Raw genomic sequence first — 24,366 nt, 5'->3', positions numbered from 1 at the left:
AGCTTACTTAATAATTTCTACTGTATTTCCGTCTTGTAAGTTGATTTGACCTGTAATGATTACAGTATCTCCGTCATTCAATCCATTGATAATTTCAACTTTATCCCCTAAGATTCTTCCAGCAACCACTTTTTTCAATTTTGCTACGTTATTTTCAACTACGAAAATTTCGTTAGTGCTCACACTTCCAACAAATGCATTTCTAGGAACAACTTTTAAACTTTGTTTTTGGTTGTTTGAACCAAAAGTTGCAGTTCCGTACATACCTGCTTTTAGGTCGTTGTTAGCATTGTTTGTAATTTCAATTTCAACTGGGAAGTTTAAAGAAGCATCTGCTTTTGCAGCGATGAACGTAATTTTTCCTGTGAAATTTTTATCAGGATAAACACTTGCGGCAATATCTACTGTACTTCCTAATTTTAAACTTGCTACTTGGCTTTCGTTTACTGTAACTGTTAATTTTAATTTAGAAACATTTACAATGTCAAACAAAGCAGTTGCAGGCATTCCAGCTAAAATAGATCCCGGCTCAATATATTTTTTATTAATGTAACCGTTAATTGGGGCTTTTACTTTAGTGTCTCCAACATTAATATTTGCTTGAGTCAAACTAGACTGAGCGTTTGTCAAAGCTAATTTTGCCTGATCTAATTGTTGTTTTGTAACACCGCCGGTTTTAAAAGCGTTTTCGTATCTGCTGTAATCAGATTTTGCATTTTGGTAAACTGCCTGAGCTTGTTGTGCATTTACATTAATAACATCTCCTCTTACTGTTAATAATGTTTGACCTACTCTTACATAATCTCCTTCTTTAGCTAAAACACTAATTACTTTTCCAGATTTTTCTGCAGAGAAAGTAAGTTCTTGAATTGGCACAAAGTTTCCGTTTGCAGTAAAAGCAAGATTTACATCTTCTGTTTTAACTGTTGCCACTTTTACAGATATTGCGGCATTTTTTTCGGCTACGACAGCAGTTTTACCTTCGTTTTCAGCCTTGTTTTTATTTAAGATGTAGCTAATCCCAGCAAATGCTACGGCTATGATTACGATTGTTATAATAATTTTCTTCATTGTAATTAGTTATTTAATAAGAGATTTAAGTTGGCCTTTCGATTTAATTAGAGATATTTCGGCAATTTTATAATTTAAAACTGCTCTTGTATAATTGTTTTGAGCTTCAAGTGATGCGTTTTCAGCGTCTAATAAATCGGTTAAAGATGCTAAACCTTGAAGGTAATTGTTTTTGGTATTGCTCAGAATTTCAGTTGCCAGACGCATGTTTTCTTTTTGGTTCTCGATAGTTACCAAATTGTTCTCGATTTGTGCCATTGCATTTCTGTAATCTAAATCAAGAGAAAGTTTGGTGTCTTTAATATCTTCCTGAAGTGATCTAATTTCTACATCAGCCTGTCTTACTTTGGCACGAGTTCCGAAACCTGTAAAAATTGGCACATGTAAATTCAATCCTATTGCAGAGAAATCTGACCAGTAAACACCGTCTTTGGGTTTTGCAAACCAAGGAAATTGAGGGCCTTGCCCAATATAATTGTATCCTGCACTTAATGAAAGTGTTGGATAATATCCTGCTTCAACAGCTTTCTTATTATACACCAAAAGCTCTTCTTGTTTTTTCAAAAGCAGATATTCTGTTCTGTTTTCGATATTTGGCTCCTCTGTTAAAGAAGCTGGAACAACTTCAAATTCTTCTTTTGGCATGTCGATTTGAGTTTCAATAGGCATTCCCATGTAAAACTTCAAAGCATTTTCTTGTAATGTAATTTGATTTTTAATCTGCTGACGTTCCGTATCAATGTTTGACATTTTTACGATAATACGATCTAAGTCAATTTTTTTAGCCAAACCATTATCAAACTGACCTTGTACGATATCACGAACTTTTGTTGTGTTTACATAATTGCTGTCTAATAAAGTAAGCCTTTCTTTCTGTACATAAACTGAATAGTAGTTATTTGCAACTCTTTCAATAACCTGTTCTTCTGTTAACTGATCATTTATTTGATAAAATTCACGAGTAGATTTTGCCGCTTTTAACCCTGTAAAAACAGATTGATCAAAAATCGCCTGAGTTAAAGAAAGTCCTGCAGTAGAAGTCCATGTTTGTCCAAATGCCGCCTGAATTGTAGTTCCCGGCGCACCAAATCCTGCTCCATCAATAACAGTAGTCTGAATAATTGGATTGTATGTTAGGTTTCCATTTGCAGAAATCTGAGGTAACGCTCTCGAACGCACTTCCTGAATTTTATATTCGCTGTTTTCAACCTGAAGTTTTGCTTTTTTAGCATCGGCTTTGTTTACAAGCGCATAGCTAACGGCATCTTTTAAGGTTAGAGTGGTTACTTGTGCGTTGACAGACAAGCCAATTGTGCACAAAACTATAAGAACTATTCGTTTCATATGTAGTTAAATATTTATTTATTGATGATTAAAAATCACCTTTATTATGGATTGATGATTATGCTGTAATTTTCTTAAGTTGTTTCTCTAGTTCTTCCACTCCTTTTTCTGTTGCCATTGCACGAGTGTGGTATTCCAATGCTTCTAATTCTATTCGCTGTGCTTCACTTTCAGAGACTGTATTTTCATTAATGTGAAAAATCAATGTGTAATAAAATTTTACATAAGTTTCTATATTCAGATCGGCTCTGTAAAGTCCTTCTTGGATTCCCTTTTCAATATTGTCCCTGAAACATTGTGTGCATTGATCTACTTCGTGCGATAATATGTTTTGATAAATCTCTGGGTAATGTTTTTTCAACTGGTAAAGAGGTGATGTATCCATATTGTTTTTAAACATATCACGAAACATTTCTCTAATTTCAAAATTCTCATGGATCGCATTATAATCTTTAGCTACAATGGTATCCATAATTTCATGAACTTGTCTGTGGACCATCGAAGTGCTTTCTTCAACCAAAACTTCTTTATTACAGAAATATTTATAGATCGTTTTTTTTGAAATACACATTTCACCTGCAATATCGTCCATTGTAACACTCTTAAAGCCAAGCTTTAAAAAAAGCTCACTTGCTTTTGCTATAATTTTCTCTTTCATTTTAATTTTCTCAATTGCCTTACAAATATAACTCGGAAACTAAAATCTAAAAAAATAGTTTCCATTATTTTTGTAATAATTTTACATTAAATTATTTTTTATGTAAGATTTATATGCTAAATTCAAGATTTGCGATTAGCTTAATATCTTTTCCAAGAGCTAAACCTCCATTGTGGTGAAAAGAATTATAATCTAAACCAAAATCCTGACGTTTGATATCACCTTTAATTTCAAAAGCAACTTTTCTTTCTCCATTATAAGTGTTCACTCCAATAAACTCTGCATCAAGTTCTACAACTCGAGTCACATCTTTTATGGTTAAATCTCCTTTAAAGAAATTGATGTTGTTATTTATTTTTTGAAATGAAGTTGATTTAAAACTTATTATTGGATGTTCGTCTACATCAAAAAAGTCTTGCGACTGTAAATTGGTATCAATTTGCTGAAAGCTTTCTGTTTTATTATTAATATCCAGTGAAAATTCAACCGACGCATCTTCTATTTCATTATCTTCAAGACTCACATAACCACCAAATTTGTTTGTTGTTCCTCCCAAATAAGCGATTATCGAATGTCTCATTTTAATTAAAACATCTGATTGAGTAGAATCTAAAGTCCATGTTGTTTTCATAAATAACTGATTTAAATGAGTTTATTAATTTTTCAAAACTCGAATGGAAACTTTTATAGTGTTTTGAGTTTCCGCTTAACAGCTGCAAATATAGACAGGAAACTGTAAATACCAAAAAAGTTTCCAAGTTTTTTCTAAAAAATTTTAACAAATTCATTTTAAGCCTTTTTTAATTTGATTTTTAATGTTTTCGCGACAATTAAAATTTAGAAAGCAAAAATTCATAATGGAATTGTATCTTTGAAGCTCATAAATCAGAATTTCATTTTATGCACGATATAAGTCAGTACCAGGATTTTTTTATTGATTATCTAAAGAAACAAGACATACATAAAGAACCTATAAATCTTTACGAACCTATTGAATATATATTAGGGCTTGGCGGAAAACGCATTCGTCCTGTTTTAACTTTGATGGTCGCTGAAGTTTTTGATACTGATTATACTGCTCGCACTTCCTGCTTGCAATGGCCGTTGAAGTTTTTCATAACTTTTCATTGGTACATGACGACATTATGGATGATGCGCCTTTGCGAAGAGGACAAGTTACCGTGCATGAAAAATGGAATTTAAACACTGGAATACTTTCTGGCGATGCCATGCTGATCTTGGCTTATCAATATTTTGAGCAATATGAGCCCGTTATTTTTAGAAATCTAGCCAAGTTATTCAGCAAAACTGCTCTTGAAGTTTGTGAAGGACAACAATGGGACGTAGATTTTGAAACCCGCAAAGACGTTACGATTCCCGAATATCTAAAAATGATCGAATACAAAACAGCTGTTTTAGTTGTTCAGCGCCATGAAAATGGGTGCTATTGTTGCTAAAACTTCTGAAAAAGAAGCCGATTTAATCTATGATTTCGGATTGAATTTAGGACTCGCTTTCCAATTACAAGATGATTATCTAGATGCTTTTGGTGATCCTGAAACCTTCGGAAAACAAGTTGGAGGTGATATTATTGAAAACAAGAAAACCTATTTATACCTAAAAGCTTTAGAATTTTCTGCTGACGAAAAAGCCACAGCATTAGAACAATTATTCAGTTTACAATTAGAAGATAATTTAGAAAAAATCGAAACTGCGAAGTCTATTTTTAACAAATCTGGAGCTTCAAAAGCAACACAAGAAGCAATCGAAATGTATACTTTTAAAGCTTTTGAAACTTTAGAAAAAATGGAAATTAATGCTGAAAAGAAAAAGGTTCTAAGAACTTTCGGCGAAAATTTAATGGGACGTAAGGTTTAGTAATCAGTTTCCAGTGTCAGTTTTCAGTAAAATCTAAAATCAACAATCTAATATCTAAAATCTCATGTTTGTAGCACCAATTAGTACAGAAGCACTTTTAGATCAGGCGCAGGCAGAGACTTTATATTTAAGCCTGATTGAGCAGATGAATAAAGATTTTAATCTGGCGAATGAAGGAATTGATTTTCCATTAAGCATTTCTCCCGACGAATTGAAGATTCAGCTTCACGAAAAAATCTACCGAATGATTCAGTACAAATTTGCTGAATACCTGAATCTCCTTTACATTATTGATGTTCCCGAAAATGATATTAAAAAACTCGATGGCTCAGATTTAGTCATTCTGGCTGAACAAGTTGCCTTTTTAATTTTAAAAAGAGAATGGCAAAAGGTTTGGTTTCGGAATTATTATAAGTAAAAAAAGGTTCTGAGATGCTAAGGTTCTGAGATACTAAGTTTTTATTTTGCAATTTCTATTTTTAGTATTTCGTTATTTGGTTTGGCGTATGTTATTCTAACTGGCAAATCATTTTTAAAAACGCCATTTTTTGTTTTACTGAAATGATTAAATCTCCCTAATAATATATCATTATATCTAAACTCAACAGAATCGATCACAAAACTTTCCCAAGTAATAGTTGCCATTTTCTTAACCTCCTCTTCCCTGCTAAAATCAGTAATAACACCTTCTACCACAAATATATTTGGTGAATTATAAAGGTTCTGAATTCTTTTTTCCGTCGTATCTGTTGTACATAATTGCAAATAGAAAAACATGATTGCCGATAAACTAAAAATAGCACCAACCGTCCACAATAGTATTAATTTTTCATAGTCATCTTTTTTTATTTTAAACTTTTTAATCAAAATCCAAAGAATAAGAGAGACAATTGCAACCCAAAAAAAGACATCAAAAGACCTTGTATTAGATGGCAATTCAGATATAGACCAATAAGTATAATAATTCATGTAAAAAAACTTAGAATCTTAGCATCTTAGAACCTCAGGAACTTAGAAATAAACCCTCACAAAAGGCATAAATCCAGATCCGTAAAGGCTTTTATTGGGATTGTATAAAACATCATAACGAGCACCAATAGTTACATTTCCAGTTCTATAACCTGCACCAAGATACAAAGCGGTATTCCAATAACTATCAGAATAAGAAGGTCTATTAAAATTAGAATCATATCTTGTATCTACTCTCACCTGCTCCAATTCTGCAGACAATTGAAGCTCTGGAATAGGGTTTACAAGTCCAATTAAACTGCCGCCATAAACATACGATTCGTAATAATCTCTTGAGTTTAAGTAACCAAATTGTAAACCAACACCAACGGCAACAATTTCGTTAACATTGTAAATAGCACTTGGCATAACAGAAATGTCTGTATAACCAGAACCAATTCCTAAACCTAATCCGCCGCCAAATTGAACTTTTTCCCAGAAATGATTACTGTTGTCTATGACATATTTTTGTTGTGCAATAGAATAACTTGAGAATAAGACTGTCAAAATCACAAAATAATATTTGCAATCGATTGAAATTTGAATTTTATTCATAGTTAACGTTTATTTTAACAAATTTTTACGTAAAAGTACGTAAAAAAAAGATTTAAATAAATGTGATTGTTGTACTTTTGCCTTTCTATATAACAAAAAGTATATTCACTCATATTATGGATAGGTTTTCATTTTTAAACGCGACGCATACCGAGTTTTTTGCACAATTATACGATCAATATTTAGTAAACCCAGACAGCGTTGAGCCTAGCTGGAGAAGTTTCTTTCAAGGTTTTGACTTTGGAATGACTACTTATAACGACGAAAATCCTGTGCAGACTATCGTTGAGTATGTGACTAACGACAACACAGATTACAGTCAGATTTCAGAAAAACTAAAGAAAGAATTCAACGTTCTTAAATTAATTGACGGATACCGTACGCGCGGGCATTTATTCACGAAAACAAATCCTGTTCGTGACCGTAGAACTTCGTCTCCAACATTGGATATCGAAAACTTCGGATTAACTACAGCTGATCTTTCAACTGTTTTTGATGCGAGCACAAACTATCGGACTTGCACCATCTTCTTTACAAGATATTGTAAATCGTCTTAAAGCGATTTACTGCCAGCATATCGGTATTGAATATATGTATATCAGAAATCCTGGCGTTGTAAAATGGATTCAGGATAAATTGGCTGTAAATGTTAATCAGCCAAATTTCTCTACAGAAGAAAAAAAATCGATCTTAAATAAATTAAACGAAGCTGTTTCTTTTGAGAACTTTTTACATACCAAATATGTAGGACAAAAACGTTTCTCATTAGAAGGTGGAGAATCTATTATCCCGGCTTTAGATGCTTTAATTGAAAAAGTCGCAGAACAAGGTGTTGAACAATTCGTAATGGGAATGGCTCATCGTGGTCGTTTGAACGTTTTGGCAAACATCTTCGGAAAATCTACTCAGGATATTTTTGGTGAGTTTGACGGTAAAGATTACGATCAGGAATATTTTGACGGTGACGTAAAATACCACTTAGGTCTTACTGCCGACAAAAAAACAAGATCTGGAAAAAGCATCAACATCAATTTAGCACCAAACCCTTCTCACTTAGAAACTGTTGGAGCTGTAATTGAAGGAATTACAAGAGCAAAACAAGATAAATATTTCCCAGAAGATTTTTCAAAAGTATTACCTATCGCCTTACACGGAGACAGCCGCAATTGCAGGACAAGGGATCTTGTATGAAATCATTCAAATGGCACAGCTTGACGGTTACAAAACTGGAGGAACAATCCATATTGTAATCAACAACCAAGTTGGTTTTACTACAAACTATTTAGACGCTCGTTCATCTACTTATTGTACAGACGTTGCCAAAGTAACGCTTTCACCAGTTTTACACGTAAATGCTGATGATGCTGAAGCTGTTGTACACGCAGTATCTTTTGCGTTAGATTATAGAATGCAGTTTGGACGTGACGTATTTATCGATTTATTAGGATACAGAAAATACGGTCATAACGAAGGTGATGAGCCTCGTTTTACACAGCCGGTTTTATATAAAATCATCGCAAAACATAAAAATCCAAGAGATATTTATGCTGAGAAATTATTGTCTGACGGCGTAATCGATGCTTCTTATGTAAATGCTTTAGAAAAACAATACAAATCTGCTTTAGAAGAAAACTTAGAAGCTTCTCGTAAAAAAGATTTGACAATTATAACTCCATTCATGAAAAACGAATGGGATGGTTTTGTTCAGGTAACTGATACACAAATGCTTCAAAAAGTAGATACTACTTTTAATAAAGAAGGATTAGATTCTATCATCAATACAATCTCGACATTACCAGAAGACAAGAAATTCATCAATAAGATAACTAAAATTGTTACTGACAGAAAAACAGGATACGACAACAACACTATTGATTGGGGAACTGCAGAAGCTCTAGCTTACGGTTCACTTTTAACAGAAGGATTTGACGTTCGTATTTCTGGTCAGGATGTTGAGCGTGGTACATTCTCTCACCGTCATGCAGTAGTTAAAGTTGAAGATTCTGAAGAAGAAGTAATTCTTTTAGATGCAATCGAAAACAAAAAAGGAAAATTCGGCGTATTCAATTCTCTTTTATCTGAGTACGGAGTTCTTGGTTTTGATTATGGATATGCATTGGCAAATCCAAATGCATTAACAATTTGGGAAGCACAATTTGGAGATTTCTCTAACGGAGCTCAAATCATGATTGACCAATATATTTCATGTGGTGAAGATAAATGGAACAACCAAAACGGAATTGTTTTATTATTACCTCACGGATATGAAGGACAAGGTGCAGAACACTCTTCTGCAAGAATGGAGCGTTACTTACAACTTTGTGCAAGACAAAACATGTATGTTGCCGACTGTACAACTCCAGCCAACTTTTTCCACTTGTTAAGAAGACAAATGAAAACGAATTTCCGTAAACCTTTGGTAGTTTTCTCTCCAAAAAGTTTATTAAGAGATCCTAGATGTGTTTCTACAGCAGAAGAATTAGCTACAGGAAGTTTCCAAGAAACAATTGACGATAATACAGTAGACAAAAAAGGTGTTAAAACTTTAGTATTTGTTACTGGTAAATTCTATTATGACATTACTGCAGAAAGAGAAAACAACGGAAGAAATGACGTTGCGGTTGTTCGTATCGAGCAATTATTCCCTTTACCAGTTGAACAGTTAAAAGCAATTATCGCACAATATCCAAATGCAGATGATTATGTTTGGGCTCAGGAAGAACCTAAAAACATGGGAGCTTACAGCTTTATGTTAATGAACTTTGATCTTGTAAAATGGAGATTGGCTTCATTAAAAGCATACGCCGCACCGGCATCAGGAAGTTACACACGTGCAAAACGTCGTCATGCAGATGCAATTAGAATGGTATTCGATAAAAATTTATTCAGATAAAAAAGAAATGTTTCAAGTTTCAGTCCCGATAACTATCGGGATTGAAACCATAAAAACCTTAAACAAAAACAAAGATGATTTTAGAAATGAAAGTCCCATCACCAGGGGAATCAATAAAAGAAGTTGAAATTGCAACTTGGTTAGTAAAAGACGGAGATTATGTAGAAAAAGATCAGGCAATTGCTGAAGTTGATTCAGATAAAGCTACTCTTGAATTGCCTGCTGAAATGAGCGGTGTAATTACACTAAAAGCAGAAGAAGGTGATACAGTAGCAGTAGGTGCTGTAGTTTGTTTAATTGATACAGATGCCGCAAAACCTGCAGGTGATGCACCAGCGGCTCCAGCGACTGAAGCTCCAAAAGCAGAGGCTCCGAAAGCTGAAGCTCCAAAGGCAGAAGTGAAAGCTGAAGCTCCAAAAGCGACTCCAGCAAGCAACAACAAGTTACGCGACGGGAACTCCATCTCCAGCAAGCAAGAAAAATATTAGACGAAAAAAATATAGCTCCAGCAACAGTTTCAGGAACTGGAAAAGGCGGCAGAATTACTAAAGATGATGCTGTAAATGCAGTGCCTTCTATGGGAACTCCAACTGGTGGAAGCCGTGGATCTGAGCGTACAAAATTATCTATGTTACGTCGTAAAGTTGCAGAAAGACTAGTTTCAGCTAAAAATGAAACTGCTATGCTTACTACTTTTAACGAAGTAAACATGACACCAATTAACCAAATTCGTAACGAATACAAAGATGCTTTCAAAGCAAAACATGGTGGTCTTGGTTTAGGTTTTATGTCATTCTTTACAAAAGCAGTTACAAGAGCTTTAGAATTATATCCAGATGTTAACTCTATGATGGATGGTGATTACAAAATCGCTTATGATTTTGCAGACATCTCAATCGCTGTTTCTGGACCAAAAGGACTAATGGTTCCTGTAGTTCGTAATGCTGAACTTTTAACTTTCCGCGGTATTGAAGCTGAAATTAAAAGATTGGCTTTAAGAGCTCGTGACGGTCAAATCACTGTTGACGATATGACTGGTGGAACTTTTACAATCACTAACGGTGGTGTTTTTGGATCTATGTTATCTACTCCAATTATCAACCCTCCACAATCAGGAATTTTAGGAATGCACAATATTATTGAGCGTCCAATTGCTGTAAACGGAAAAGTTGAAATTCACCCAATGATGTACGTGGCACTTTCTTATGACCACAGAATTATCGACGGACGTGAGTCTGTTGGTTTCTTGGTTGCGGTAAAAGAAGCTTTAGAAAACCCAGTAGAATTATTAATGAATGGCGATGCTAAACGTGCTTTAGAATTGTAATCAAAGATAATTTTCAATACTATAATAAACCTGTTCATTTATTTGAGCAGGTTTTTTTTTGCTTCAATCAATTATTTCAAACCACTTTTTCTGACTAAAATATTCTTCTTTAAAAAATTATTTAGAATAAATAAGAATAACTTGTGTAATTAGCAATCAACTATTACATTTGCGCTATTAAAATCAATTCTAAATAAAAATGAAATTTAAATTTACAATTTCGCTTTTGACTTTATGCTTTATTCTGTTAACTGGAACATCTGTTTGGGCACAGCAGAAAGCAACCGTAAAAGGTCAAATTAGTTCTAATGAAAATGAAAATGTTGATAATGTTTCTGTAGTTTTAAAAGGAACAAAAATTGGTACAAATACTGATGCCAATGGAAACTATGAAATTAAAAATCTTAAACCAGGTAATTACATTCTGAGAGTTTCTGCAGTTGGATTTACATCAAAAGAAAAAAGTATTACACTAAATAGTGGAGACGAAATAATTGAAAATTTTACTATTTCTTCAAATTCTGAACAATTAAGTGAAATTGTAATTAACGGAAATGCAAAGAAAAACACTTTTGCTCGTAAAGAAACACAACAAGTTTCAAGATTACCTCTTAAAAATCTTGAAAACCCACAAGTTTATACTACAATTACAAGCGAACTTTTAAAGGAGCAAGTTGTTACAAATATTGATGACGCTTTAAAAAATGCTCCAGGATTAACACCGCTTTGGGCTTCTACAGGACGTGGAGGCGATGGAGCAGGTTATTTCTCACTAAGAGGATTTGCAGTACAGCCAACTATGATCAACGGATTACCAGGATTATCAAACGGAGGTTTAGATCCTGCTAATATTGACAAGATTGAAGTAATCAAAGGACCATCTGGAACTTTATTTGGAAGCAGACTTTATTTCTTACGGAGGTTTAATTAACTTAACTACAAAAAAACCTTACGATCGTTTTGGAGGCGAAGTGAGTTACATTGCAGGAAGTAACGGTTTAAACAGAGTAACTGCTGATGTTAATACTCCTGTAGATGAAGAACACAAAATTAACTTCCGTGTAAATACAGCTTACCACACTGAAAACAGTTTTCAAGATGCAGGATTCAAAAAATCATTCTTTTTTGCTCCATCATTATATTACCAAGTAAATGACAAACTTTCGTTTTTCATTAATACGGAATTCATGAACAACAGACAAACTAATGCTACTATGTTATTTTTAGATAGAGGCGCACCGTTAAGAGTTCATAATATTAATGAATTAGGTTATGATAACAAACGTTCTTATACTAGTAACGAGTTGGCAATCGAAACTCCTTCGTACAACTTACAAGCTCAGATGAATTATAAATTTAATGATCAGTGGTCTTCTCAAACTGTTGTTTCAAGAGGCTCATCTTCATCTGACGGATACTATTCTTATATATATGAGGGCACACAATTTGCTCCAGATGAGATATCCGAAGGGATTGTTTTAGCACGTTACATGAATTACCAAAATTCAACAACGCTTACAACTGACATTCAGCAAAACTTCATTGGCGATTTCAAAATCGGAAACATGAGAAACAGAATCGTTGCTGGTTTGGATTACTTTAATAGAGGATTGATTGACAACAGTTCAAATTATGTAACAAATGGTACTATTTATATTGGTAATCTAGATGTAGCAACTGTAAACCAATATCTTTATCAAATAACTGACCCAACTAAATATATTACAAACGGAGATAATGGAAATCTAACTAAAGCAGGAACTGACGCACTTATAGCTGATGCTGGAATTAGTATGAACAGAACAAAACAAGAAGTTTACAGTGCTTACGTTTCTGATGTATTTAACTTTACTCCTGCCTTGTCTGCAATGGCAAGTTTACGTGTTGACCGTTTTATAACTGCTGGAAATGTGGCAGTAAAATCAGACGATTTTAATCAAACTGCTTTTTCTCCTAAATTTGGTTTAGTCTACCAGCCAATTCTTGATAAAGTTTCGGTTTTTGCAAACTACATGGATGGTTTTGCTAATTCTGCTCCTGTGACAGAAATTTTAGCAGACGGAACTAGCCGCCCTAGAACTTTTAGACCAGAGCACGCTAACCAATTTGAAATTGGAACAAAATTAAACGTATTTAAAGATAAACTTTACGCTACATTCAGCTACTACGATATCCAAGTTAAAGATCAGGTTTACGTAGTTTATGGTGCAACAACTCAAACTGCTTACCAAGATGGAGCACAAAGAAACAAAGGTTTTGAAGCAGAATTTGTTGCAAATCCAGTTGCAGGATTAAACATTGTAGCAGGTTACAGCTATGTTGATGCAGTTTTAAATGCTGGAGATCCATCTTTCATAGGACACAGACCAGAAAGTTCTGGACCAAGAAACTTAGCAAATCTTTGGGCTAGTTATAAATTCCCAGAAGGCGATTTACAAGGATTTGGTTTAGGTTTTGGAGGTAATTATGCTGATAAAAACTTAATTATGAACAGAAATGTGGTTGGTCAATTTGCATTGCCATCTTACACTGTTTTAAATTCATCATTATTCTACGGAACAGAAAAATACACATTGACATTAAAATTAGACAATATTGCTAATGTTGATACTTACGATGGTTGGTCTACAATTCATCCAAGAAACATGAGAACTGTTTCGGCAAGTTTCTCTTATAGATTTTAATAAAAGAATAATTAAAACACCTTTCTATCATTAGAAAGGTGTTTTTTAAATTTAAGATTATGATTACTATTGCCAGTCTTATTGTTTTTTTAGCTTTTTATACGCTTTATTATACTTCAAAAAGAGCGGTTTTGTCGTATGATTTAGGTTTTGAGAAATGGATGCAGAAAAATCCAAAACCAACAAAAATCATCGGATTAGGGCTTTTAGTTTCAGCTTATATAATGTGGTTGTTTACACAATCTTTAGGTCAGCGGTACTTTGATGTTTTTTATTCAGCTAATGACAGTTGGAAGTTTGATCATCATCCTTACACCATTAAAAAAAGTAAACAGCAAAGCACTTTTGGCTCTTTTGATTATCGTTGCCTTAGTAGAACTTTATTACAATTAAAATAAATTTGACCAATGCCAGCAAATTCAAAATATTTAAACCCATCCTTTTGGCCTCGTTTTACCAAAATTACTGTCGCTATTTTAGGAGGATACTTTGTTTCTGTTACTTTTCATTTGGCTTTAGCTTCTTGGTTTAGCCGTGCAGATGTTTTAATAACAATGGCTTTTACCGGTTTCATTCTTTGGGTTGCATTAATGGTCATTGCTTTCTTAGCCAAAAGCGACTGGAAAATTTGGGGAATCTACATTCTGCTGACTTTGCTTTTTTGTCTTTTTATCTATTTGGGTCAAACTTATAATCATCCGGCGAAATAATTTTTATGAACAACCGTCATTATAATATCTATTTTCATACACACACTGTCAGCGGAATCGTTATCAGTGTAGTTCTTTTTGTAATTTTCTTTGCTGGATCTTTTTCTTTTTTTAGAGATGAAATCATCAATTGGGAAAGAAGTGAATCTACAGCAATCACAAAAGAAATTCAGTTAGACTACGATAAAGCCCTGCAAGCATTTGGACAAGAAATATATTTTGCACGGACGAAACATTACAATTTCTAAACCTTCTACAGAAGAAAGAGTTGCCATTTACATGGAAGGAACCAAAGATACTTTGGCTCCAGCTAAACAAAAAGAAGGTCAGTTTTTCTATCTAAACACCAAAAATTTTAAATCTTTCACTTACGAAGAATCGTATTCTCTAGGTGAACTTTTATATCGTTTACATTTTTTGGCTCAAATTCCATATCCTGTTGGATATTATCTTTCTGGTTTTACAGCTTTGTTTTTCTTATTTGCAATCGTAACAGGAGTATTACTTCACTGGAAAAAAATTGTCTCAAACTTTTATATTTTCCGTCCGAAAGAGAAATTAAAAACACTTTGGACCGATGCGCACACAGCATTAGGAATGATTGGTTTACCATTTCAATTTGTATATGCAGTTACAGGAGCCTTTTTTATGATTAAACTTTTAATCGTGGCACCAGCTGTAATGGCTTTATACGATGGCGATCAAAATAAATTATACAAAGAATTAGAATACACAGATCCCGATTTTAAATTTGAAAACAAGAAACTGGCAAATCCTTTTACTATCGATGAACTGGTTGCCAAAACAAAAAAGAACTGGTCAGATTTTGAAATTACCCGTGTCTTTATTCAAAACTATGGTGATGCGAATATGCATGTTTTGGTTGAAGGTGAACTTTTGAGCCACAAAAAATTTACTGGAATTGGAAAGGTTGTTTACCGAATTGCTGACGGAAAAGAAATTGCTAAAAAAGACCCAATCTCTCAAACGAGTTATCTAGATGTTGTGAAAAATGTTTTGTACCGAATTCACTTCGGTGATTACGGCGGATACGCTCTAAAAATCGTAAGTTTTATTCTGGGAATCATAACTTGTTTTGTCATTATTTCGGGAGTTATGATTTGGCTGGTTGCGAGACAGAAAAATAATATGCCTGAAAAGAAAAGACGTTTCAACGCAGACAGTTGTTCGTATTTATCTCGCCATTTGCTTGAGTATGTATCCAATTACAGCGCTGGCTTTTATTGGAAGTAAAATTTTCTATCCTTTAAGCCAGTCCAACTTGTTTACGCTTTATTTTGGCGGCTGGTTAGTACTTGCCATTTTCTTTATCATTAAAAAGAATGATGCATTTACCAATAAATTCTGTTTGATTTCAGGTAGTATTTTAGGTTTTTTAATTCCAATTACTAACGGAATTGTTTCTGGAGATTGGTTTTGGACATCGTTTATGCACAACAAAATTCAGATTTTCTTTATTGATGTTTTTTGGATTTTTCTAGCTTCAATTTCACTATATGTTGCTTATCATTTAAAACCGAAAAAAGTCGTCTCTTAAAAACGTTGTTTTTGCCGCTGAAGGCACTAAGGCACAAAGTTTTATTTTAAAACCACAGCTTAAAAGGATTGGAAAGGATTTTTCACGCAGAATGAGTAGATAGTATTATTGCTTGAAAATAAATCTGCTGAAATCTGTAGAATCTGAGTAAAAAAAACTTTGCGACTTAGCATCTTTGCGAGATTTACTCTTTGTATCACATAACTAACAAACAAAATAACCCACAATTATTTGTCCCATATAAATTTTGAGCATATTTTTACGCTTTTAATTAAAAATGGGATTCAAAACGAAAATACGTTTTCTACATAAATGGCTCGGATTAATTTCTGGGCTTATTGTTTTTATAATCAGTATTACGGGTTGTATTTTCTGTTTTCATGATGAAATAAAAGACATTACCAGAAAAGAATGGCGTTTGGTCGAACCTCAAAATAAGTCATTTACTCCGCCTTCCGTTTTAGCGCCAAAGCAAAAGAAATTGTTCCGAAGAATAAAACAAGTATGGTTGCTTATTATGGAAAAAACCGCTCGGCAATTGTTTATACTTTTTCTGATACTGAAAATCTTTACCTCTATTTCAATCCTTACACAGGCAAATACTTAAAAACCGAAAATCCAGAAACTGATTTCTTTATTATTGTAGAGTATATTCATTTGTATTTACTGCTTCCAGATTATATTGGAAAACATATTATTGGCGGTGCGACTATTATATTTATTCTTTTATTGATTACTGGAATTATACAATGGTGGCCAAAGAAAAAGATCAGACATTAAAAGAAGCTTTACTGTAAAATGGTCTGCCAAATGGCGTCGTGTTAATTACGACTGGCATAATACTTTTGGTTTTTACATTTCGATTATCGCTTTGATTTTAGCCATTACAGGACTTACATTTACCTACGAATGGGTTGGAGACGGAATTTATAAGACATTTAATTTTGGAGGTGACAAAGCAATAGAAACAAAACTTCCGGTGATTGATACAACTCAATTCAAAACCAATTCTGTTACAGCCATTGATCGTGCTTTTATTGAAACTGCAAAGCTCCAGCCAAATGCAGAAATGTTTTTCATATCAATTCCACAGCAAAAAGGAGATATTATAAGTACGGGCGCTTATCCGCATACCTTGCGATACGATCATCAAAGCAATTACTACTTTCATCCAAATGATGGAAAATTAATTGGAAAACAGCCTTTTGAAAATAAAACTCTCGGCCTGCAAGTAGTCGAAATGAATTACGGAATTCACACTGGCCAAATATTAGATTTACCTGGAAAAATTATTGCTTTTATAGTAAGTCTATTTGTCGTCGCTTCTGCCCGTGACTGGATTTATAATTTGGTATGGAAGAAATTATAAAAGCAAAAAAACAAAAGCATAAAAAAACCGTCCTAAAAGAACGGTTTAATACTATAAGAAATCTTCGTTTAATTAATTTCTATTGGCTACAGCGTTTTTCTGCAGATTCTTAACGGAACTAACTTTACTGTCTACATAAGCTACTTCTGAAATATTTTTTTCATTAAAATATACCCATTTTCCTGTTTTCAATCCTTCAGCATATTCTCCTTCAACAGTTTTATTTCCGTTTTCATCATAAGATACCCAAACACCGTCCAATTTTCCATCTTTAAAAAAGCCTTCCTGCTGTATTCTGCCATTGTCAAAATAATAAGTAGCTTTTACTTTATTTCCAACAGTTTCTAATTCAGGTTTACTTTCTTGTGCTGTTAGAATTCCAGAGAATAACACAGCCGCTAAAATCACACACTTTTTCATATCTTTAGGTATTAAATGTTATCAAATTGTAATCAAATATAGTTAATTGTTTACATTAAAAAAACTTTTAGTTAACAATTTGGTAACATTGAATAAAAACTTAACATTGGAAAAGTTATGAAAACAAAAAAACCAGCGCTTACGCACTGGTTTTACTGGTATTTTAGAAAAAACTATGTTTTACGATAACGTTGTAAATTCTGTAAATAATTTAGTTCAATAACGAACTTAGTTGTTTATCAAGCTCAGGATCAGATGGTCTAGGAGCTTCTGATTTTACCACATTTCCACTTGGATCAATTAAAATAAATCTCGGAATTCCAGTTACACCATAGTTAACTACAAACTCAGATTCCCAATCTTTATCTGCAAAAAGCTGTACACCTCCAAGATGTTTATCTGTTACAAACTTTTTCCATTTTTCATTATCTTTCAACTTATCAATAGAAATACTCACAAACTCAATATTTTTTCCGTGGTACTTTTCTTCAATCTTTTGTAAATAAGGAATTTCAGCTCTACATGGCGCACACCAAGTTGCCCAAAGATCGATGTAAACATACTTTCCTTTTAAGTCAGACAATTTTGTTTTGCCTCCTTTAAAGTTTTCGTAATCAAAATCTGGAGAAACTTTTCCAACCATTTTATTTGCTTTTGTCGCTCTATCATATTCTGCAGCAAGCATATTGGTGGAAACCGTCAAAACTACGCTTTAGTGCCGTTTTAAATTCTGGATCAAAATCACCTTTTTCAAGACTTTCTGTATCCGCTTTCAATTTCGCATCAAGCAAAGCAGTAAATTCTCCTGATTCTTTAGCAAAAGCATCTTTCTGAAAGTTTTCATCTTTTAAGGCTTGTCGCGCTAAAAAGTTACTTTCGTTTACACCTTTACCTTTATATACTATAGTCTCATCAAATTCTTTAGCATTCATAGTCAAGTTAACTTCTGAATTTGGTTTTAAATAAAGACTTGAAGATTCTGTTCCGTCAGAAAACATATAAAATCCTTGCAGCGCATCAAATGCGACAGAAAAAACCTCCTTTTTGTTGATCGGAATTACTTGTGTGAAATTATCTTTTCCTTTTATTACTAAAGTGTCACTGTTTCTATTTGCGATTTTAGCAGTGAATTTAATAGAGCTCTTGCTTTGACCAATAACATTCAAAGCATTAAAAATTACCAAACCTGCAACAAAAAGTTTTTTCATAGGTATTAAATTAGTTTTTAGTGATCCAAATCTAAAGAATTTAAAGCTTCGTAATTTAAGAATTAACAAAATATTTGAAATTATTCTGCATCAACTTATCACTTTACTATATTAATTTGAATTTTGTGTTTACTTTTGCAGTCTAAAATTTGCATCATGTATAGAAGTCATAATTGCGGCATGAGTTAAATGCCTCAAATATTAATACGGAAGTTACTCTAGCGGGCTGGGTACAAAAGTCACGCGATAAAGGATTTATGAATTGGGTTGACTTACGTGACCGTTACGGAATTACACAACTTATTTTTGATGAAAGCCGTACCGATAAAACAGTTTTTGAATTGGCTAAAACTCTAGGAAGAGAATTTGTGATTCAAGTAAAAGGAACTGTAATTGAGCGTGAAGCTAAAAACAAAAACATTCCAACAGGTGAAATCGAAATTTTAGTTTCTGAATTAACGATTTTAAACACTGCTCTTACTCCTCCATTTACAATTGAAGATGAAACTGACGGCGGGGAAGACATCAGAATGAAATATCGTTATTTAGATATTCGTAGAAATCCAGTAAAAAACAGTTTATTATTCCGTCACAAAGTGGCAATGGAAGTTCGTAAATATTTATCTGATTTAGATTTCTGCGAAGTTGAAACTCCGTATTTAATCAAATCTACTCCAGAAGGAGCGAGAGATTTCGTGGTTCCAAGCCGTATGAACGAAGGTCAGTTTTATGCTTTGCCACAATCGCCGCAAACTTTCAAACAGCTTTTGATGGTGGGCGGAATGGATAAATATTTCCAAATTGTGAAATGTTTCCGTGATGAAGATTTACGTGCAGACCGTCAGCCTGAGTTTACACAAATTGACTGCGAAATGGCGTTTGTAGAACAAGAAGACATTTTAAATGTTTTTGAAGGCTTGACAAGACATTTATTAAAAGAAATTAAAGGTATTGAAGTAGATAAATTCCCAAGAATTACCTACGACTATGCCATGAAAACATACGGAAACGACAAACCGGACATTCGTTTCGGAATGAAGTTTGGCGAATTAAACGAATTTGCGCAACACAAAGAATTCCCTGTATTTAATGCGACTGAATTAGTTGTCGGAATTGCTGTTCCTGGAGCAGGAAATTATACTCGTAAAGAAATTGACGGATTAATTGACTGGGTAAAGCGTCCACAAGTTGGTGCGTCTGGAATGGTTTATGTAAAATGTAATGAAGACGGTACGTTTAAATCATCTGTAGATAAATTCTACGATCAAGATGATTTGACAAACTGGGCAAAAACAACAGAAGCACAGCCAGGAGACATGATTTTTGTACTTTCTGGTCCAGCAAATAAAACACGTGCGCAACTTTCTGCTCTTCGTATGGAATTAGCAACTCGTTTAGGATTGCGTAATCCAGCAGAATTTGCTCCTTTATGGGTTGTAGACTTCCCATTATTAGAATTAGATGAAGAAAGCGGTCGTTACCACGCTATGCACCATCCTTTTACCTCTCCAAAACCAGAAGATATGGCTTTGTTAGAGACAGAACCAGGAAAAGTTCGTGCAAATGCGTATGATATGGTTTTAAACGGAAATGAAATTGGCGTGCTCTATTCGTATTCACGATAAAGCGACACAGCAATTAATGTTCAAATATTTAGGATTTACAGAAGAAGAAGCAAAAGCACAATTTGGCTTCTTAATGGACGCTTTCCAATTTGGAGCGCCACCTCACGGAGGATTAGCTTTTGGTCTAGATAGACTTGTTGCAATTTTAGGAGGTCAGGAAACCATTAGAGATTTTATTGCTTTCCCAAAAAACAATTCTGGACGAGATGTTATGATCGATGCACCTGCTTGCAATTGATGATGCACAATTGAAAGAATTACATATAAAAATCGCTTCTATCTAAAATTTATAGAAATTAAATATCGAAAAGCGCCTGAAAATTTTCAGGCGCTTTTTTAACATTAAAAAACATCGAAATAAACTTAAAATAAGTGTTTTTCAAAATATCAAATTCCTACAAACGCATTGTTTTTATATTCCTACAATAAATGATTCTTAAATTATGGTATTCCATATAAAATTTGATGCAATAAACTACGTAAAAACACTGGAAATCAATAATTTTTACAAAAAATTAACACCTTAGTGTCTTTTGTATGAATTTATATGTTACATTTGCTTTATTATAAATTATTATTACAATTACAATGCGTACAGGTACAGTAAAATTTTTCAATGAATCTAAAGGTTATGGATTCATTACAGACGAAGAAACAGGAAAGGATATCTTCGTTCACGCTTCAGGAATTAACGCGGAAGAATTACGCGAAGGTGACCGTGTAAGCTACGAAGAAGAAGAAGGAAGAAAAGGGAAAGTTGTCGCTAAAGTAGCAGTAATCTAAGAAAAATATAGCAATTTATTTTTTTTGCCTCTGAATGGTCTCAGAAACGTTTCGATTAATTTCGAAACGTTTTTTTTTGCCCATTTCTTAAAATAATATTAAAATATCCGCTTATTATTTATAATCAATAAAAATTAGGCATAAACGCCGTTTCGCACCCTACTTAAAACCTTTTTTAGCTTGTGTTTTACAGAGTTGAAAGTTATCTTTGTGGCTCATTTTTTAAGTAAAAAATCGAAGCTATGCAATCTGATCAATACAGTTACATTCCTATTTTAATGCAGTTTATTCTAGCTGTTGGTTTTGTGGTAGGAACAATCATTATTTCTGGAAAATTAGGACCAAAAAGAACCTCAGAAGTTAAAGATAAAAACTTCGAATGCGGTGTAGAATCTGTTGGTAATGCCCGTATTCCATTTTCTGTAAAATATTTCCTAGTTGCTATTTTGTTTGTATTGTTCGACGTAGAGGTAATTTTCCTTTATCCATGGGCAGTAAACTTTAAAGACTTAGGAATTGAAGGGATGTTGAAAATGTTAGTTTTCATGTCATTGCTTTTAGTTGGTTTCTTTTACATCATCAAAAAGAAGGCATTAGAGTGGGAATAAATTGAGATTTTAGATTTTAGATTTCTGATTTTAGATTTAACCTTTTAAAATTAAGATTTAAGATTTAATATCCCTCGAATAAAATTTGATTTAAAAAATTGATTTTTCTTTTACGATTCAAAAAATCTAAAATCTAAAATCAGAAATCTAAAATAAAAATGAGCGATTCAAAAGTAAATATGGTTGCGCCACCTGAAGGGGTTGTAGGAGAAGGTTTCTTCGCTACAAAACTAAATGACGTTGTAGGTTTGGCACGCGCGAATTCTCTTTGGCCTTTACCTTTCGCAACATCTTGTCGCGGAATTGAGTTTATGGCAACAATGGCATCTCATTATGATTTAGCTCGATTTGGTTCAGAGCGTGTGAGTTTCTCTCCACGACAAGCAGATATGTTATTAGTAATGGGAACTATTTCAAAAAAAATGGCGCCTATTTTAAGACAAGTATACGAGCAAATGTCAGAACCTCGCTGGGTAATTGCTGTTGGAGCATGTGCTTCATCAGGAGGAATATTTGATACTTACTCTGTTCTTCAAGGAATTGACAAAGTAATTCCTGTTGATGTTTATGTACCAGGATGTCCTCCCAGACCAGAACAAATCGTAGATGGAGTTATGAGACTTCAAGAATTGGTAAAAAGCGAATCTGTGAGACGCAGAAGTTCACCAGAATACCAAGAATTATTAGCTTCATATAATATCTCATAAGATGGCTTTAGAAAATACCCAGATTCAAGATAAACTTACAGAAACATTTAACAACGATGTTTTTAACTTTCAACAAGAAAGAGATATTTTTTCTTTAGAAGCTTCGGCTGATAAAATTACTGCATTGATTCTATTTCTTAAAAACGATCCAGAATTACGTTTTCATTTCTTAACAGATTTGTGCGGTATTCATTATCCAGACAATGAAACAGAACGTCAGTTTGCAGTTGTATACCATTTGCACAACTGGTACGAAAACAAAAGAATAAAGATCAAAGTTTTTCTAAACGGCGAAAAACCAGAAATCAAATCAATTTCAAATATCTTTTTAAGTTCAAACTGGATGGAAAGAGAGACATACGATTTCTTCGGAGTCAATTTTATTGGCCACCCGCAATTGAAACGTATTTTGAATATGGATGAAATGGTGTCTTTCCCAATGAGAAAAGAATTCCCAATGGAAGATAGCGGAAGAACTGATAAAGACGATAGATTCTTTGGAAGAACAACGACTAATGCATAATTAACAATTTACAATTGAAAATTAGCACTATATAAAAAGGAACAAAAGTATTAATGGTTAATTGAAAATTATCAATTATCAATTATCAATTTTTAATTACAAATGTCAGAACTATTATTACCACCAGAGCATCGTTATGCTAAAATAATTAAGGAGAAACTAAACGAAGACGGAAGCGAACTTTCGGTACTGAATTTAGGTCCGACACACCCTGCAACACACGGTATCTTTCAAAACATACTGTTGATGGATGGTGAGAGAATTCTTGAGGCTGAACCAACTATTGGTTACATCCACAGAGCTTTCGAAAAAATCGCCGAAAATCGTCCTTTTTATCAAATTACTCCTCTAACTGACCGTATGAACTATTGCTCCTCTCCTATTAACAATATGGGCTGGTGGATGACATTAGAAAAACTATTAGGTATCGAAGTTCCAAAAAGAGCGCAATATCTTAGAGTTATCATTATGGAGCTTGCTCGTATTACAGACCACTTAATCTGTAACTCGATTTTAGGTGTAGATACTGGTGCGTATACTGGTTTCTTATACGTGTTTCAATTTAGAGAAAAAATCTACGAAATCTACGAAGAAATTTGTGGAGCTCGTTTGACTACAAATATGGGAAGAATTGGTGGTTTTGAAAGAGACTGGTCTCCAGAAGCTTTCAAAAAACTAGACGCTTTCCTTGAAGAATTTCCAGCTGTTTGGAAAGAATTCGAAAACTTATTCGAAAGAAATAGAATTTTCCTTGATAGAACCGTAAACGTAGGCGCAATTACTGCAGAGCAGGCAATGGCATACGGATTTACAGGTCCAAACTTACGTGTTTGCCGGAGTTGATTACGACGTTCGTGTTGCACAACCTTATTCATCTTACGAAGATTTTGATTTTATTGTTCCTGTTGGAAAATCAGGCGACACTTATGATCGTTTTTGTGTTCGTAATGCTGAAGTTTGGGAAAGTTTAAGCATTATTCGTCAAGCATTAGATAAAATGCCTCCAGGAAACGAATATCATGCTGAAGTTCCAGATTATTATCTACCTCCTAAAGAGGATGTTTATAACAACATGGAATCTCTAATTTACCACTTTAAGATTGTAATGGGAGAAGTTCCTGTGCCAGTTGCAGAAATTTACCACCCTGTAGAAGGAGGAAATGGAGAATTAGGATTTTATTTAGTTACTGACGGAAGCAGAACTCCATATAGATTACATTTCAGAAGACCTTGCTTTATTTATTATCAAGCATATCCAGAAATGATTAAAGGTGCTTTACTTTCTGATGCAATTGTTATTTTATCAAGTTTAAATGTAATTGCAGGAGAATTAGACGCCTAGCAGATTGTAGATTTTAGATTGCTGATTTTAGATTGCTGATTGAAAATGAAGATTTAGAATTTAGATTTAAAATTATAATTAGGAACTGAAATTCA

At 33.6% G+C, this 24,366-nt stretch carries 19 protein-coding genes and 7 pseudogenes; 17 read left to right on the top strand and 9 right to left on the bottom strand.

All coding sequences use genetic code 11. From position 1 onward, the window contains the following. Nucleotides 1-3: 3 nt before the first annotated feature. The 4 genes from ACZZ95_RS06795 to ACZZ95_RS06780 form a co-directional block, all read right to left on the bottom strand. Entirely contained in the window at nt 4-1,071 is a 1,068-nt protein-coding gene (locus tag ACZZ95_RS06795) for an efflux RND transporter periplasmic adaptor subunit (protein WP_095953665.1), read from the bottom strand. Nucleotides 1,072-1,080: 9 nt separating this feature from the next. Then, nucleotides 1,081-2,415, bottom strand: a complete 1,335-nt coding sequence (locus ACZZ95_RS06790; RefSeq protein ID WP_463468486.1) for a TolC family protein — start codon at nt 2,413-2,415, stop codon at nt 1,081-1,083. Nucleotides 2,416-2,473: 58 nt separating this feature from the next. Then, on the bottom strand, nt 2,474-3,073 hold the full coding sequence (locus tag ACZZ95_RS06785; protein ID WP_095953667.1) for a TetR/AcrR family transcriptional regulator: 600 nt from the start codon (nt 3,071-3,073) through the stop codon (nt 2,474-2,476). 109 nt (nt 3,074-3,182) lie between these two features. Further along, nucleotides 3,183-3,704, bottom strand: coding sequence for a YceI family protein (locus ACZZ95_RS06780; protein WP_463468485.1), 522 nt, complete (start codon nt 3,702-3,704; stop codon nt 3,183-3,185). Between the two features lie 269 nt (nt 3,705-3,973). On the opposite strand from ACZZ95_RS06780, the pseudogene ACZZ95_RS06775 reads away from it, so the two are divergent. Together ACZZ95_RS06775 and ACZZ95_RS06770 are read left to right on the top strand one after the other, a co-directional pair. Beyond that, nucleotides 3,974-4,951 (top strand): annotated as a pseudogene (locus tag ACZZ95_RS06775) (polyprenyl synthetase family protein). A 64-nt stretch (nt 4,952-5,015) separates the two neighbouring features. After that, complete coding sequence (locus tag ACZZ95_RS06770; RefSeq protein WP_463468484.1) at nt 5,016-5,369, top strand: hypothetical protein; 354 nt, start codon at nt 5,016-5,018, stop codon at nt 5,367-5,369. A gap of 41 nt (nt 5,370-5,410) precedes the next feature. Here ACZZ95_RS06770 and ACZZ95_RS06765 read toward each other — a convergent pair whose 3' ends face one another. Continuing rightward, nucleotides 5,411-5,920: a hypothetical protein gene (locus ACZZ95_RS06765; RefSeq protein WP_463468483.1), complete on the bottom strand. Its 510-nt coding sequence runs from the start codon at nt 5,918-5,920 to the stop codon at nt 5,411-5,413. Nucleotides 5,921-5,962: 42 nt separating this feature from the next. Then, nucleotides 5,963-6,514, bottom strand: a complete 552-nt coding sequence (locus tag ACZZ95_RS06760) for a hypothetical protein (protein ID WP_463468482.1) — start codon at nt 6,512-6,514, stop codon at nt 5,963-5,965. A 116-nt stretch (nt 6,515-6,630) separates the two neighbouring features. On the opposite strand from ACZZ95_RS06760, the pseudogene ACZZ95_RS06755 reads away from it, so the two are divergent. The 9 genes and pseudogenes from ACZZ95_RS06755 (at nt 6,631) to ACZZ95_RS06715 (ending at nt 17,055) form a co-directional block, all read left to right on the top strand. Further along, a pseudogene (locus ACZZ95_RS06755) lies at nt 6,631-9,407 on the top strand (2-oxoglutarate dehydrogenase E1 component). 74 nt (nt 9,408-9,481) lie between these two features. Next, nucleotides 9,482-10,734, top strand: a pseudogene (odhB, locus tag ACZZ95_RS06750) (2-oxoglutarate dehydrogenase complex dihydrolipoyllysine-residue succinyltransferase). A 199-nt stretch (nt 10,735-10,933) separates the two neighbouring features. Further along, a complete protein-coding gene (locus tag ACZZ95_RS06745; protein WP_463468481.1) occupies nt 10,934-11,665 on the top strand; it encodes a carboxypeptidase-like regulatory domain-containing protein in 732 nt (243 codons plus the stop codon). Then, nucleotides 11,628-13,418, top strand: coding sequence for a TonB-dependent siderophore receptor (locus tag ACZZ95_RS06740; RefSeq protein ID WP_463468480.1), 1,791 nt, complete (start codon nt 11,628-11,630; stop codon nt 13,416-13,418). The genes ACZZ95_RS06745 and ACZZ95_RS06740 overlap by 38 nt, the downstream gene beginning before the upstream one ends. Before the next feature lie 59 nt (nt 13,419-13,477). Beyond that, nucleotides 13,478-13,816: a hypothetical protein gene (locus tag ACZZ95_RS06735; protein ID WP_463468479.1), complete on the top strand. Its 339-nt coding sequence runs from the start codon at nt 13,478-13,480 to the stop codon at nt 13,814-13,816. A gap of 9 nt (nt 13,817-13,825) precedes the next feature. Continuing rightward, on the top strand, nt 13,826-14,128 hold the full coding sequence (locus ACZZ95_RS06730) for a hypothetical protein (RefSeq protein WP_463468478.1): 303 nt from the start codon (nt 13,826-13,828) through the stop codon (nt 14,126-14,128). Between the two features lie 5 nt (nt 14,129-14,133). After that, nucleotides 14,134-15,686 (top strand): annotated as a pseudogene (locus ACZZ95_RS06725) (PepSY-associated TM helix domain-containing protein). A gap of 277 nt (nt 15,687-15,963) precedes the next feature. After that, on the top strand, nt 15,964-16,293 hold the full coding sequence (locus tag ACZZ95_RS06720) for a PepSY domain-containing protein (protein WP_463468477.1): 330 nt from the start codon (nt 15,964-15,966) through the stop codon (nt 16,291-16,293). Then, a pseudogene (locus tag ACZZ95_RS06715) lies at nt 16,191-17,055 on the top strand (PepSY-associated TM helix domain-containing protein). The gene ACZZ95_RS06720 and the pseudogene ACZZ95_RS06715 overlap by 103 nt, the downstream one beginning before the upstream one ends. Nucleotides 17,056-17,127: 72 nt before the next feature. Here ACZZ95_RS06715 and ACZZ95_RS06710 read toward each other — a convergent pair. The 3 genes from ACZZ95_RS06710 to ACZZ95_RS06700 form a co-directional block, all read right to left on the bottom strand. Further along, nucleotides 17,128-17,475: a toxin-antitoxin system YwqK family antitoxin gene (locus tag ACZZ95_RS06710; RefSeq protein ID WP_095953680.1), complete on the bottom strand. Its 348-nt coding sequence runs from the start codon at nt 17,473-17,475 to the stop codon at nt 17,128-17,130. A 211-nt stretch (nt 17,476-17,686) separates the two neighbouring features. Further along, the gene (locus ACZZ95_RS06705) at nt 17,687-18,160 is read right to left on the bottom strand and encodes a TlpA family protein disulfide reductase (RefSeq protein ID WP_463468476.1); all 474 of its coding nucleotides are present in this window, start codon (nt 18,158-18,160) and stop codon (nt 17,687-17,689) included. After that, the gene (locus tag ACZZ95_RS06700; RefSeq protein WP_463468475.1) at nt 18,141-18,683 is read right to left on the bottom strand and encodes a hypothetical protein; all 543 of its coding nucleotides are present in this window, start codon (nt 18,681-18,683) and stop codon (nt 18,141-18,143) included. Before ACZZ95_RS06700 ends, ACZZ95_RS06705 begins: the two co-directional genes overlap by 20 nt. A 156-nt stretch (nt 18,684-18,839) precedes the next feature. Here ACZZ95_RS06700 and aspS point away from each other — a divergent pair. The 6 genes and pseudogenes from aspS to ACZZ95_RS06670 all read left to right on the top strand — a co-directional run bounded on the left by aspS (nt 18,840) and on the right by ACZZ95_RS06670 (nt 24,271). Beyond that, a pseudogene (gene aspS / locus ACZZ95_RS06695) lies at nt 18,840-20,592 on the top strand (aspartate--tRNA ligase). Between the two features lie 304 nt (nt 20,593-20,896). Then, nucleotides 20,897-21,091 carry a cold-shock protein gene (locus tag ACZZ95_RS06690; protein WP_278019845.1) on the top strand — a complete coding sequence of 65 codons (195 nt, stop codon included), beginning with the start codon at nt 20,897-20,899 and terminating at the stop codon, nt 21,089-21,091. A 242-nt stretch (nt 21,092-21,333) separates the two neighbouring features. Beyond that, nucleotides 21,334-21,699, top strand: coding sequence for an NADH-quinone oxidoreductase subunit A (locus tag ACZZ95_RS06685; protein ID WP_463468474.1), 366 nt, complete (start codon nt 21,334-21,336; stop codon nt 21,697-21,699). Nucleotides 21,700-21,857: 158 nt separating this feature from the next. Further along, nucleotides 21,858-22,406: an NADH-quinone oxidoreductase subunit B gene (locus ACZZ95_RS06680; RefSeq protein WP_463468473.1), complete on the top strand. Its 549-nt coding sequence runs from the start codon at nt 21,858-21,860 to the stop codon at nt 22,404-22,406. A 1-nt stretch (nt 22,407) separates the two neighbouring features. After that, nucleotides 22,408-22,929, top strand: coding sequence for an NADH-quinone oxidoreductase subunit C (locus ACZZ95_RS06675; RefSeq protein WP_095953684.1), 522 nt, complete (start codon nt 22,408-22,410; stop codon nt 22,927-22,929). 102 nt (nt 22,930-23,031) lie between these two features. Then, nucleotides 23,032-24,271: pseudogene (locus tag ACZZ95_RS06670) on the top strand (NADH-quinone oxidoreductase subunit D). Nucleotides 24,272-24,366 lie beyond the last annotated feature (95 nt).

Source organism: Flavobacterium sp. AC267, from assembly GCF_979258715.1.
Note: the sequence above shows the minus strand (reverse complement) of the source record. Positions and strands in the feature narration are given on the sequence as shown.

What these genes read in the sequence shown, in the direction of transcription:
- ACZZ95_RS06765 (WP_463468483.1), bottom strand. Translation starts at nt 5,920, where the DNA reads ATGAATTATTATACTTATTGGTCTATATCTGAATTGCCATCTAATACA.
- ACZZ95_RS06730 (WP_463468478.1), top strand. Translation starts at nt 13,826, where the DNA reads ATGCCAGCAAATTCAAAATATTTAAACCCATCCTTTTGGCCTCGTTTT.
- ACZZ95_RS06690 (WP_278019845.1), top strand. Translation starts at nt 20,897, where the DNA reads ATGCGTACAGGTACAGTAAAATTTTTCAATGAATCTAAAGGTTATGGA.
- ACZZ95_RS06700 (WP_463468475.1), bottom strand. Translation starts at nt 18,683, where the DNA reads ATGAAAAAACTTTTTGTTGCAGGTTTGGTAATTTTTAATGCTTTGAAT.
- ACZZ95_RS06795 (WP_095953665.1), bottom strand. Translation starts at nt 1,071, where the DNA reads ATGAAGAAAATTATTATAACAATCGTAATCATAGCCGTAGCATTTGCT.
- ACZZ95_RS06675 (WP_095953684.1), top strand. Translation starts at nt 22,408, where the DNA reads ATGGCTTTAGAAAATACCCAGATTCAAGATAAACTTACAGAAACATTT.
- ACZZ95_RS06710 (WP_095953680.1), bottom strand. Translation starts at nt 17,475, where the DNA reads ATGAAAAAGTGTGTGATTTTAGCGGCTGTGTTATTCTCTGGAATTCTA.
- ACZZ95_RS06705 (WP_463468476.1), bottom strand. Translation starts at nt 18,160, where the DNA reads ATGCTTGCTGCAGAATATGATAGAGCGACAAAAGCAAATAAAATGGTT.
- ACZZ95_RS06785 (WP_095953667.1), bottom strand. Translation starts at nt 3,073, where the DNA reads ATGAAAGAGAAAATTATAGCAAAAGCAAGTGAGCTTTTTTTAAAGCTT.
- ACZZ95_RS06770 (WP_463468484.1), top strand. Translation starts at nt 5,016, where the DNA reads ATGTTTGTAGCACCAATTAGTACAGAAGCACTTTTAGATCAGGCGCAG.
- ACZZ95_RS06760 (WP_463468482.1), bottom strand. Translation starts at nt 6,514, where the DNA reads ATGAATAAAATTCAAATTTCAATCGATTGCAAATATTATTTTGTGATT.
- ACZZ95_RS06790 (WP_463468486.1), bottom strand. Translation starts at nt 2,415, where the DNA reads ATGAAACGAATAGTTCTTATAGTTTTGTGCACAATTGGCTTGTCTGTC.
- ACZZ95_RS06680 (WP_463468473.1), top strand. Translation starts at nt 21,858, where the DNA reads ATGAGCGATTCAAAAGTAAATATGGTTGCGCCACCTGAAGGGGTTGTA.
- ACZZ95_RS06735 (WP_463468479.1), top strand. Translation starts at nt 13,478, where the DNA reads ATGATTACTATTGCCAGTCTTATTGTTTTTTTAGCTTTTTATACGCTT.
- ACZZ95_RS06685 (WP_463468474.1), top strand. Translation starts at nt 21,334, where the DNA reads ATGCAATCTGATCAATACAGTTACATTCCTATTTTAATGCAGTTTATT.
- ACZZ95_RS06780 (WP_463468485.1), bottom strand. Translation starts at nt 3,704, where the DNA reads ATGAAAACAACATGGACTTTAGATTCTACTCAATCAGATGTTTTAATT.
- ACZZ95_RS06745 (WP_463468481.1), top strand. Translation starts at nt 10,934, where the DNA reads ATGAAATTTAAATTTACAATTTCGCTTTTGACTTTATGCTTTATTCTG.
- ACZZ95_RS06720 (WP_463468477.1), top strand. Translation starts at nt 15,964, where the DNA reads ATGGGATTCAAAACGAAAATACGTTTTCTACATAAATGGCTCGGATTA.